Here is an 11,777-nt window from a genome sequence, read left to right as displayed (position 1 = left end):
CTTACGCCGCGACCAGTTCTTCCAGGGAACGCTCGATGATGTCCAGACCTTCGTCGATCAGGGCGTCCGACGCGGTCAGCGGGACCAGCACGCGGATCACGTTGGCGTAGGTGCCGCAGGACAGCAGGATCAGGCCCTTCTCCGCCGCCTTGGCGACCAGCGCCTTGGTCAGGTCGGCCGCCGGCTCCTTGGTCTCGCGGTCGGTCACCAGCTCCATGGCGACCATGGCGCCGAGGTTGCGCACGTCGCCGACCACCGGCAGCGAGTTGCGCTGACCCATCGCGCGGAAGCGGTCGGCGATGCGCTCGCCGATCGCCACGGCGCGCTCGCAGAGCTTCTCCTCCTCGATGGCCTCGATCACCGCCAGCGCGGCGGTGGTGGCCAGCGGGTTGCCGCCGTAGGTGCCGCCGAGACCGCCCGGAACCGGGGCGTCCATCAGATGCGCCTTGCCGGTCACCGCCGACAGCGGGAAGCCGCCGGCCAGGCTCTTGGCCATGGTCACCAGATCCGGCTCGATCCCGGCGTGCTCGACCGCGAAGATCTTGCCGGTGCGGGCGAAGCCGGTCTGGATCTCGTCGACGATCATCACGATGCCGTGCGTGTCGCAGACCGCGCGCAGCGACTGGAGGAAGGCCGGGGAGGCGATGTTGAAGCCGCCCTCGCCCTGCACCGGCTCGATGATGATCGCGGCGACGCGGGCCGGATCGACGTCGGACTTGAACAGGCTCTCCAACGCCTTCAGGCTCTCGGCCTCGCTGATGCCGCGGTAGGCGTTGGGGAAGGGCACGTGGAAGATCTCGGCCGGGAAGGGACCGAAGCCGACCTTGTAGGGCACGACCTTGCCGGTCAGGCCCATGGTCAGCAGCGTGCGGCCGTGGAAGCCGCCGGAGAAGGCGACGACGCCCGGACGGCCGGTCGAGGCGCGGGCGATCTTCACCGCGTTCTCGACGGCTTCGGCGCCGCTGGTGAAGAAGGCGGTCTTCTTCGGCGTCGGGCCGGGAACCAGCGCGTTCAGCTTCTCCGCCAGCTCGACGTAGCTCTCGTAGGGCGTGACCATCGCGCAGGTGTGGGTGAAGCGATCAAGCTGGGCCTTCACGGCCTCCATCACCTTCGGATGACGGTGGCCGGTGTTCAGCACGGCGATGCCGCTGCCGAAGTCGATGAAGCGGTTGCCCTCGACGTCCCAGATCTCCGAATTCTCGGCGCGCTCGACGTAGATCGGCAGGCCGGCGGACACGCCACGGGAAACGGCGGCCTCGCGGCGCGCGACGTAGGACTGGTTGCTCATGATCGTCTTGTCCTTGGGGATGGAACGGTCGGGCGTCAGGCGCCGAGGCCGATGCAGAGGTATTTGGTTTCCATGAAGTCATCGAGGCCGTACTTGGAGCCCTCGCGGCCGATGCCGGACTCCTTGACGCCGCCGAAGGGGGCCACCTCGGTCGAGATGATGCCCTCGTTGATGCCGACCATGCCGTATTCCAGCCCCTCGGCGACGCGCCACACGCGGCCGATGTCGCGGCTGTAGAAATAGGCGGCCAAGCCGAACTCGGTGTCGTTGGCCATGCGGATGGCGTCGGCCTCCGTCTCGAACTGGAACAGCGGGGCGACCGGGCCGAAGATCTCCTCGCGGGCCACACGCATCTCGGTGGTGACGCCGGTCAGGATCGTCGGCTCGAAGAAGGTGCCGCCCAGCGCGTGGCGCTTGCCGCCCAGCGCGACCTTGGCGCCCTTTTCCAGCGCGTCGCCCATCAGCTCCTCGACCTTGGCGATGGCGTCGGCGTTGATCAGCGGGCCCTGGGTCACGCCCGGCTCGACGCCGTTGCCGACCTTCAGCGCCTTCACGGCCTCGGCCAGCTTGGCGGTGAAGGCCTCGTAGACGCCGGCCTGCACCAGCAGGCGGTTGGCGCAGACGCAGGTCTGGCCGGCGTTGCGGTACTTCGACGCCATGGCGCCCTTGACCGCCTCGTCGAGGTCGGCGTCGTCGAAGACGATGAAGGGGGCGTTGCCGCCCAGCTCCAGCGACACCTTCTTGACCGTGCTGGCGGCCTGCCGCATCAGCAGCTTGCCGACCTCGGTCGAGCCGGTGAAGCTGACCTTGCGGACGATCGGGCTGTGGGTCAGCTCGTTGCCGATGGCGGCCGGCTCGGAGCCCATGACGATGTTGATGACGCCCGCCGGGAAGCCGGCGCGCTCGGCCAGCTCGGCCAGCGCCAGGGCCGATAGGGGGGTGTCCTCGGCCGGCTTGATCACCACGGTGCAGCCGGCGGCCAGAGCGGGGGCGCATTTGCGGGTGATCATGGCGATCGGGAAGTTCCACGGCGTGATCGCCGCGACGACGCCGATGGCCTCCTTGAGGACCACGATCCGCTTGTTGGCGGCGAAGGTCGGGATCACGTCGCCGTAGGCGCGCTTGGCCTCCTCCCCGAACCACTCGATGAAGGAGGCGCCGTAGACGACCTCGCCGCGCGCTTCCGCCAGCGGCTTGCCCTGCTCGGCGGTCATCAGCTGGGCCAGATCCTCCTGGGCGGCGAGGATCAGCTCGTACCACCGGCGCATCACGGCGGCGCGCTCCTTGGCGGTCTTGGCCTTCCAGGCCGGCAGCGCGGCGTTGGCGGCGTCGATGGCGGCGCGCGTCTCGGCCGCGCCCATGTCGGCGACCTCGGTGATGACCGCGCCGGTGGCCGGGTTGGTCACCGCGAAGGTCTTGCCGGAATCGGCCGCGCGCCACGCGCCGTTCACATAGCCCTTGGTCTGGAGAAGGCTCTGGTCGTTCAGCGACAGCATGTTCGATCCGCCTGGATTTGGAAGGTTTGCCTGGGGTCCGCGAGGGATCGCTTGGACCGCGAACAGAAGCCTAGCATGTTTAATAAATTAAACAACCCCTGTTTAGCTGTTCATATTTTAATGACGGGGTTGCGCAAATGGGCTATTGCCTAGGGTTGGGGAACCAGGAGCCCAGGTGATGGATTTCGATGTAGGCACACGCTTGAAACAGATCCGCGAGCAGCACGGGCTGTCGCAGCGGGCTCTGGCCCAGAAGGCAGGCGTTACCAACGGCACCATCTCGTTGATCGAACAGAACCGCAGCAGCCCGTCCGTGTCGTCGCTGCGCAAGGTGCTGCAAGGCATCCCGATGACGCTGGCCGAGTTCTTCTCCTCCGACGACCTGCCGCCGCCCGAGCAGATCTTCTTCAAGGGCGACGAACTGGTCGAGCTGGCCGGCGAGCTCAAGAGCGCCGTCGGTCAGGTGTCGTTCCGTCAGGTCGGCGACCTGCGCGGGCGGAACCTGCAAATCCTCCACGAACGCTACGCGCCTGGCGCCGACACCGGCCGCACCATGCTCCAGCACGAGTCCGAAGAGGGCGGCATCGTCGTCAAGGGCCGCATCGAGCTGACGGTCGGCGACCGCAAGCAGCTTCTCGGTCCCGGCGACGCCTATTTCTTCGACAGCCGCATTCCGCATCGGTTCCGCAACGTCGGCGACGAGGACTGCGAGCTGATCAGCGCCTGCACGCCGCCGTATCTGTAACACCATCTGCCCCCTCCCCATCCCTCCCCCGCTTCGCGGGAGAGGGGGCCGGATGCTTGGTCGAGCGCGGCGGAGTCCCCTCTCCCGCCGAAGGCGGGGGAGGGTTAGGGAGGGGGCAATCGTCACCACCCCTTACGCCATGTTCCCCTTCAGCTTCTCGTTCCGCCGGCGCAGCAGCTCGATCACCGTCAGCAGCCCGATGGAGATCACCGTCAGCACCACCGCCACGGCGGTGATGGTCGGGCTGATGTTCTCGCGGATGCCGCTGAACATCTCACGCGGCAGGGTGCGCTGGTCCGGCCCGGCGAGGAACAGCACCGTCACCACCTCGTCGAAGCTGGTGGCGAAGGCGAACAGCGCGCCGGACGCCAGACCCGGCAGGATCAGCGGCAGGATCACCTTGCGGAAGGTCAGCAGCGGCGGCGCCCCCAGCGACGCGGCGGCGCGCGCCAGCGTCATGTCGAAGCCCTGGAGCGTCGCCGACACGGTGATGAACACGAAGGGCGTCGCCAGCGCCGTGTGGACCAGGATCAGGCCGAGGAAGTTGCCGGTCAACCCGAGCGGCGCGAAGAAGAAGTAGACGCCGACCGCCGTGATCACCACCGGAACGACCATCGGCGACAGCACGACGGCCAGAATCAGCGGCTTCCACTTGCTCTTCCACTGGACCATGCCGAGCGCCGCCAGCGTGCCCAGGATCATCGACAGGACGGCCGAGGCGACGCCGATGATGGCGCTGTTCTTCAAGGACAGCATCCAGCGCGGCGAGCTGAGGAAATCCTCGTACCAGCGCAGCGACAGCCCCGGCAGCGGGTAGGTCAGATAGGCGCCCGAGCTGAAGGACAGCGGCACGATGGCCAGGATCGGCGCCATCAGGAACACGAAGACCAGGGTGGCGGCGACCAAAGTCGCGGTCCAGGCGGCGCGCTGGCTGAGCGTGCGGGGGGAATGGTTCGCGCTCAATTCTTGAGACCTCCCGTGTTCTGGCGGCCGAGCGCCAGCTTGCCGTAGACCGCCGCCAACACCAGCGTGGACAGCAGCAGCACCGCCCCCAGCGCCGAGGCGAGGCCCCAGTTGACGGTTTCCGTGGTGTAGAAGGCGATGAAGGCCGAGATCATCTGGTCCGCCGCGCCGCCGACCAGGGCCGGGGTGATGTAGTAGCCGATGGCCAGGATGAAGACCAACAGGCAGCCGGCGCCGATGCCGGGGATGGTCTGCGGCAGGTAGATGCGGAAGAAGGCGGTGGCCGGCGGAGCGCCGAGCGAGGCCGCCGCCCGCATGTAGGCCGGCGAGATCGAGCGCATGACGCTGTAGAGCGGCAGGATCATGAAGGGCAGCAGCACATGGGTCATCGCCATGTAGACGCCGAACCGGTTGTAGATCAGCCGCAGCGGCTCGTCGATCAGCCCCAGCCATTGCAGCGATCCGTTGACGATGCCCTCGCTCTGCAAGATCACGATCCAGGCGCAGGTGCGCACCAGCAGCGAGGTCCAGAAGGGCAGCAGCACGAAGATCATCAGCAGGTTGGACTGCGCCGTCGGCAGATTCGCCAGCAGATAGGCGACCGGGAAGCCCAGCACCAAGCACAGCGTGGTGACGCCGAGGCCGATGGCGAAGGTGCGCCCGAAGAGGTCGAGGTAGATCGCCTGGTCGTCGGGCGACGCGACGATGGCGCCGTCGGCGTCGCGCGTCAGATCGACGGCGGCCAGCAGGTAATAGCTGGTGACCGGCCCGCTGGCGCTCTTGATCGCCGTCCAGGTGGCGTGCTCGCCCCAGGCCGGGTTGATGCCGATCAGCGTGTCCTTGGCGGTGCCGGGTTCCGGCGCCGTCTTCAGGTTGCGCGCGGTGGAGGTCAGGACGGTGCGGAAGCCGTTGACGACGTAGTTCAGCCGCTTGGCCGCGATGCCGATGGTCCCGGCGGCGCGCGCCGCCTGGAGGTCGCCGGCCAAGGCCGCGTAGGCCGTCTCGCCGGGAAGCCCCTGCCCGTTCCAGCTCGACAGCGCCGCGACGGTGTGCGGCATGACCTGCGGCACCTCCCAGTCGTCGACCGAGCGCCAGATCATCCCGGCGATGGGAACGACGAAGGTGAACATCAGGAACAGGAGAAGCGGCGCCACCAGACCCAGCGCGCGGAACTGCCGGGCGCGTTCGGCCCGCTTCAATCGGCGCTTCAACGGCATTTCGGCGCCGGCAACGAAAGCGGCTGTCATCGGGGTGTCCTGTCGAAATCTGCGAACTTTCCCCTCTCCCGCCCCGGGAGAGGGAAGGGGCCCATGCGACAGCATGGGAAGGGTGAGGGGTTATCGGGGCATGGATGGGCCGCACGCCCGATAGCCCCTCACCCTCCCCACCGCTTCGCGGCGGGTCCCCTCCCTCTCCCGGGACGGGAGAGGGAGCAGTCAACGCATCAGCAAGCCGTTACTTGGCCGCCCACTTGTTGAAGCGCTCGGTCAGGCGGTCGATGTTCTCCAGCCAGAAGTTCGTGTCGATCTCGACCGCGTTCTTCATGTTGGCCGGCGAGGTCGGCAGGTCGGCCAGCACGGCCGGCTGCAGCTTGGCCGGGGCGCCCTTGTTCGAGGTGCCGTAGGCGATGCCCTGCGACAGCTTGGCCTGGTTCTCGGCCTTGCCGACGAAGTCGAGGAACTTGTAGGCGGCGTCCTGGTTCGGGCTGCCCTTCAGGATCACCCAGCTGTCGATGGTGAACAGCGCGCCGTTCCACACCATGCCGAAGTTCTTCTTCTCGGCCTTGTTGGCGGCGTCGATGCGGCCGTTGTAGACCGAGGTCATCGCCACCTCGCCCGACGCCAGCAGCTGCGGCGGCTGGGCGCCGGCCTTCCACCAGACGATGTCGTTCTTGATGGTGTCGAGCTTCTTGAAGGCGCGGTCGATGCCGGCCTCGGTGCCCAGCGTCTTGTAGACGTCGGCCGGGGCGACGCCGTCGGCCATCAGGGCGATTTCCAGCGTGGTCTTGGCGCCCTGGCGCAGGCCGCGCTTGCCCGGGAACTTCTTGGTGTCGAAGAAGTCGGCCCAGCTCTTCGGCGCGTCCTTGATCTTGTCCTTGTCGTAACCGAGGACGAAGTCATAGACGATGGCGCCGACGCCGCAGGCGTTGACGGTGGCCGGGAGATAGGCCTCCTCGCCGCCGATCTTGGAGTAGTTGATCTTCTCGAACAGACCCTCGTCGCAGCCCAGCGCCAGCTCCTCGCTCTCGACCTGGACGACGTCCCAGGTGGAGGCGCCGCCCTGGACCTTGGCGCGCAGGACGCCGACGCCGCCGTCCCAGGACTCGTCGCTCATCGGCGTGCCGGCGGCCTTGAACGGCTCGAAATAGACTTTCTTCTGGACGTCCTGATAGGCGCCGCCCCACGACACGACGGTCAGGTCACGGGCGCTGGCGGCCGAGGCCAGAGCGGCGACGGCGGTGAAGGTCGCGACGAAACCAAGAGCCACCCTAAACTTCGACATGATCCCCGTCCTTGTGTCAGTGGTTGTTGTTCGTGAGGTTTCTTCGACACCGTGTCCCGAGGCGACCCCTCGCCTCAGACCGGATCCAGCGCCCGGCAATCGTCGGGCCGGAAGGCGATGGTCACGTCCTGCCCCTGCGACAGCCCGGCGTAGGCGCCGGCGGGCAGCTTGACCATGAATTCGTCGTTGCCGGGGGTCGCCAGCACCGCCAGCGTGTGGTCCCCCAGATAGATCAGGTCCTTCAAGGTGGCCGGCAGCCGGTTGAAGGCGGGGTCGACGTCGTCGGCGGTCGCGATGGCGACCCGTTCCGGCCGCACCGACAGCGAGGTCCGTCCGCCGGCCGTCACGTTGACCGCCAGCGCCAGCACCGAACCGCCGCCGTCCAGCGCGACTTGGCAATAACCCTGTTCGATATTTTGAACGGTTCCACTCAACACGTTGCTCTCGCCGATGAAGTTGGCGACGAAGCTGTTGACGGGGCGTTCGTAGAGCGCGTCGGGCCGGTCGATCTGCTGGACGACGCCGTCGTTGAACACGGCGATGCGGTCCGACATGGTCAGCGCCTCGCCCTGGTCGTGGGTGACGTAGACGACGGTGATGCCCATCGTCTCGTGCAGGCGCTTGATCTCCAACTGCATGTGCTCGCGCAGGCGCTTGTCGAGCGCGCCCAACGGCTCGTCCATCAGCACCAGGGCGGGATTGAAGACCAGGGCGCGGGCGAGCGCCACGCGCTGCTGCTGGCCGCCCGACAACTGGCCGGGATGGCGGTTCGCCACATGCTCCAGCTTGATCATCTGGAGGGCCTTGGAGACGCGGTCCTTCAATTCCGCCTTGGGAACGCCGCGCACCGACAGTGGGAAGGCGACGTTCTCCTCGATGGTCAGATGCGGGAACAGGGCGTAGTTCTGGAAGACCATGCCGATGTCGCGCTTGTGCGGCGGCATGTTCTTGATCGGCCGGTCGGCGAGGAAGATCTCGCCCTGGGTCGGCACCTCGAACCCGGCCAGCATCATCAGGCAGGTGGTCTTGCCCGATCCGGACGGCCCCAGCAGGGTGAGGAATTCGCCCTTGCGGATGTCGAGATCCAGGCTTTTCACGACGAGATGCTCGCCGTCGTAGGTCTTCTGCACCCCAACGAACCGCACCAGAGCCTGCGTCGTCGCGATCATCCCGCCGTCCATCGTCCTCTCCCGTCAGAGGGGGACGGAATGTCGGGGAGAAAGCCCCGGTTTCCGTCCGTCTTGATGGGCCTGACCCTAGCCGCGTTTAAGAAAATAGACAAGAGGAATGCTTATGTTGTGATCAACTCAACACCTTGCCGCTTTGTTGTGCAATCTTGAATGGTTTGCACAGCCGGCGACCGGCATTTTGCGCTTTCTGCGGGCGATTGAGAAGGCGAATGATGGGCATGGCGGAGGGAAACGCCACCAAAACCGGAGAAAAGGTGGGGGCGAATCGACCGCCCCCTCAGGGCAACAAGAGCAGAGCCTTGGAAGGATGGTCATGAGACACGGATGAACACGGACATTCACGCATGAACACGGATAAAAATTTTCCTCTCATCCGTGTTCATCCGTGGGCCGGCATCGCCGGCATCCGTGTTCATCCGTGTCAAAGTCCCCTCGTCTGGGCCTTCCGTCACTCCGCCCCCGTTGCCCCCGCCCTTACCTGCGCTGGGCCGACTGGCTGTAGACGAAGGCGTCGAAGCCGTTCTCGGCGACGCGGAACCACAGCCGTTCCTCTTCCAGGAAAGGCTTCCACGCCTCGTAGACCTTCTTGAAGCGCGGGTTGGTCGCCGCGAGCTGGTCGTACAGCTCGTAGGCCGCCTTCTCGCAGGCCTGCATCATGTCGCGCGGGAACAGGCGCAGCGACGCGCCGCCGCCGACCAGCCGCTTCAGCGCGGCGGCGTTGAGCGTGTCGTATTTGGCCAGCATCCAGGTGTTGGCCTCCCAGCAGGCCTGCTCCAGGATCACCCGGTAGGAGGCCGGAAGCTGCTCCCACGCCTGCATGTTGAACAGCAGCGGGATCTGGGCCGAGCCCTCCCACCAGCCGGGGTAGTAGTAGTTCTTGGCGACCTTGTAGAAGCCCAGCTTCTCGTCGTCGTAGGGGCCGACGAACTCCGCCGCGTCGATGGTGCCCTTCTCCAGCGCCGGGTAGATGTCGCCGCCGCCGATCTGCTGCGGGACCAGCCCGAAGGGCGTCAGGATCTGCCCGACCAGCCCGCCGATCCGCATCTTCAGGCCCTTCAGGTCGTCCAGGCCCTTGATCTCCTTGCGGAACCAGCCGCCCATCTGCGCGCCGGTGTTGCCGGCCGGGATGTGGATGACGTTGTAGTCCTTGAACACCTCGCGCATCAGCTCCAGACCGCCGCCATGCATCATCCAGGCGATGTGCTGGCGGGTGTTCAGGCCGAACGGCATCGCCGTGTCGAAGCAGAAGGTCGGGTCCTTGCCGACGTAGAAATAGGCGGCGGACTGGCCGCACTCCACCGTGCCGTTCTGCACGGCGTCGAGCACCTGCAACGCCGGCACGATCTCGCCGGCCGCGAAGGGGCGGATCTGGAACTTGCCGTCGGTGGCGGCGGCCACGCGCTTGGTGATGAACTCGGCCGCGCCGTAGATGGTGTCGAGGCTCTTGGGGTAGCTCGACGCGAGGCGCCACTTGATCTCGGGCTGGCTCTGCGCGATGGCCGGGGCGGCGACGGTGCCGGCGGCAAGGCCGACGCCCGCGGTGGTGAGGAACGCACGCCGTTTCATAATGGAGTCTCTTCCCGGTTCCCGGTTGGTTGGTCCGCCATCATACCCCGTTCGGGCCAAGGTTCACCCCCGCTTATCGTTTTCGCGGATTGTCGAACCCACAAACGAAAAATCCAGCCACCGGGGCTGGATTTTCTGCGACGCAGCATTATCTGCTTTTTTGACCGCCTTATCAGGCGTTTCCTCCCTAAACTCGGGCCGCGGCTGTATAGCTAGCGGCCTTTTCCTTTTTTCGCAATACGCTGAACGTCAGTATAACCAACGTTTGCACACCATCCATTCCGTTGCCGGCCTCACCTCAATTTGTTGCAAATCGGTGATTTTGGCGCCTCCCCCGTATCGCAAACCCCTCCAATAAGGCATAAGAGTTCCGGATCGGCGGAGCGTCCGAGGGGGTCGCGGCATGAACAGCTTGGGTTTGCGGGCCACCGTGGCGGTCACCACCGCCATCCTGGTGCTGGGGCTGACGCTCGCCAAGGGTTTGTTCGTCACCTCCCAGGCGGAGCACACGCTGACCCGCGAGATCGGCGATTTCATGACGGAGCTGGCGCGGTCGCTGGCCCGCCAGCTCGACCAGACGATGTGGGGGCGCGCCAACCAGATCGCCGCGCTGTCCCAGATCGACTCCCTCAAGGATCCGGCCGTCGCCCAGGCGACCATCGACGAGCTGAAGCGGCGCGACCCGACCATCGCCTGGATGGGGGCGACCAACCGCCAGGGCGACGTGGTGGCGGCCAGCGGCAACCTGCTGCTCGGCAAGAACGTCGTCACCCGCCCCGTCCACGTCGAGGGCATGAAGGGCCTGTTCGTCGGCGACGTCCACGAGGCGGTCGCGCTCAAGGGCAAGGTGCCGCACCTGCCGGGCGAAACCCCGAAATTCGTCGACGTCTCGGCGCCGCTGCGCGACATGGGCGGCACCGCCGTCGGCGTCCTCGCCGTCCATTACAGCTGGGACTGGGCGCGCACCACGCTGCGCGACCTGACCGCCTCGCTGAAGGGTCGCGAGGGGCTGGCCCTTTATATTCTGTCGGCGGACGGCAACGTGCTGATCGGCCCCGACGAGATGGTGGGCAAGCCGCTTCCGCTGGACTGGAGGACCGAAGGCTGGTCGATCGCGCGCTGGGCGGATGGCGCCACCTATTTGACCGGCGTCGCCCACGGCCGGGGGCTGTACGATTACGCCGGGCTGGGCTGGACCGCCGTGGCCCGCCAGCCGATCCGCGTCGTCGAGGCCGAGACCGGGCGGCTGCGCACCACCATCGTCGTGGCCGGCGCCGTGCTGGCGGCGCTGTTCAGCGCGCTGGGCTGGTTCGCGGCCGGCCGCATCGCGCGCCCGCTGGTCGCCATCACCGAGGCGGCCGAGCGCATCCGCCGGGGCGAGGGCGGGGTGGCGATCCCCAACGTCGGCGGCTCCACCGAGATCGGCCGCCTGTCGGCCGCGCTGCGCGACTTGATCGAGAGCCTGACCAACAAGGACGCCGCGCTGATGCGGCTGGAGGACATCGCCTACGAGGACCGGCTGACCGCATTGCCCAACCGGCGCTATTTCGAGCAGTACGTCGAGGCCTCGACCAGCGGCAGCGACGGGGCGGCGACGATGATGTACATCGATCTCGACGGCTTCAAGCCGATCAACGACCGCCTCGGCCACGACGCGGGCGACGTGGTGCTGCGGCAGGTCGGCGGACGGCTCGCCACCATCTTCCGCGACGACGACGTGGTCGCGCGGCTGGGCGGCGACGAGTTCGCCGCCGTGCTGCCGCGCCCCTCCGGCAAGCCGGCCCCCGACACCAAGGAACTGGCCGCCCGCATCATCGCCGCCGTCAACGAACCGGTGTCGATCGGCGGCGAGGCGGTGCGGGTCGGCTGCTCCATCGGCGTCGCCTCCTGGCCGGAGGATTCGGCCGAGATCGCCGTGGTGATCCGCCGCGCCGACGAAGCGCTCTACAAGGCCAAGCGCGACGGGCGCAACCGCGCCGTCCGCTGGACCCCGGCGATGGCGGCGGCCGACGCGCCGACGGCCTGAG

Annotated in this window: 9 protein-coding genes; 2 read left to right on the top strand and 7 right to left on the bottom strand. The window is 67.1% G+C overall.

The genetic code is table 11. The annotated features are described in order from the left end of the window. Position 1 precedes the first annotated feature (1 nt). Together gabT and EJ913_RS24430 are read right to left on the bottom strand one after the other, a co-directional pair. Complete coding sequence (gene gabT, locus EJ913_RS24435; protein WP_127002826.1) at positions 2-1,288, bottom strand: 4-aminobutyrate--2-oxoglutarate transaminase; 1,287 nt, start codon at positions 1,286-1,288, stop codon at positions 2-4. 35 nt (positions 1,289-1,323) lie between these two features. Beyond that, entirely contained in the window at positions 1,324-2,784 is a 1,461-nt protein-coding gene (locus tag EJ913_RS24430) for an NAD-dependent succinate-semialdehyde dehydrogenase (protein WP_185909918.1), read from the bottom strand. Between the two features lie 178 nt (positions 2,785-2,962). Here EJ913_RS24430 and EJ913_RS24425 point away from each other — a divergent pair, with 178 nt between their 5' ends. Then, on the top strand, positions 2,963-3,529 hold the full coding sequence (locus tag EJ913_RS24425) for a cupin domain-containing protein (RefSeq protein ID WP_127002824.1): 567 nt from the start codon (positions 2,963-2,965) through the stop codon (positions 3,527-3,529). Between the two features lie 132 nt (positions 3,530-3,661). Here the strand turns inward: EJ913_RS24425 and EJ913_RS24420 are convergent, their stop codons facing one another. The 5 genes from EJ913_RS24420 to EJ913_RS24400 form a co-directional block, all read right to left on the bottom strand. Continuing rightward, a complete protein-coding gene (locus tag EJ913_RS24420) occupies positions 3,662-4,492 on the bottom strand; it encodes an ABC transporter permease (RefSeq protein WP_185909917.1) in 831 nt (276 codons plus the stop codon). Continuing rightward, the gene (locus EJ913_RS24415; protein WP_127002822.1) at positions 4,489-5,739 is read right to left on the bottom strand and encodes an ABC transporter permease; all 1,251 of its coding nucleotides are present in this window, start codon (positions 5,737-5,739) and stop codon (positions 4,489-4,491) included. Before EJ913_RS24415 ends, EJ913_RS24420 begins: the two co-directional genes overlap by 4 nt. Before the next feature lie 208 nt (positions 5,740-5,947). Further along, positions 5,948-6,994 (bottom strand): ABC transporter substrate-binding protein, encoded by a 1,047-nt coding sequence (locus EJ913_RS24410; RefSeq protein WP_127002820.1) that lies wholly within the window; start codon positions 6,992-6,994, stop codon positions 5,948-5,950. 74 nt (positions 6,995-7,068) lie between these two features. Continuing rightward, positions 7,069-8,163, bottom strand: coding sequence for an ABC transporter ATP-binding protein (locus EJ913_RS24405; RefSeq protein ID WP_404323582.1), 1,095 nt, complete (start codon positions 8,161-8,163; stop codon positions 7,069-7,071). 495 nt (positions 8,164-8,658) lie between these two features. Beyond that, the gene (locus tag EJ913_RS24400; RefSeq protein WP_127002816.1) at positions 8,659-9,750 is read right to left on the bottom strand and encodes a TRAP transporter substrate-binding protein; all 1,092 of its coding nucleotides are present in this window, start codon (positions 9,748-9,750) and stop codon (positions 8,659-8,661) included. 403 nt (positions 9,751-10,153) lie between these two features. Between EJ913_RS24400 and EJ913_RS24395 the strand changes: the two genes are divergently transcribed. Continuing rightward, positions 10,154-11,776, top strand: coding sequence for a sensor domain-containing diguanylate cyclase (locus EJ913_RS24395; RefSeq protein WP_127002814.1), 1,623 nt, complete (start codon positions 10,154-10,156; stop codon positions 11,774-11,776). The last annotated feature ends 1 nt before the right edge of the window (position 11,777 follow it).

Source organism: Azospirillum doebereinerae (genome assembly GCF_003989665.1).
In the GTDB taxonomy this organism is placed as follows: domain Bacteria; phylum Pseudomonadota; class Alphaproteobacteria; order Azospirillales; family Azospirillaceae; genus Azospirillum; species Azospirillum doebereinerae.
This window is presented reverse-complemented; position numbering and strand designations above follow the sequence as displayed.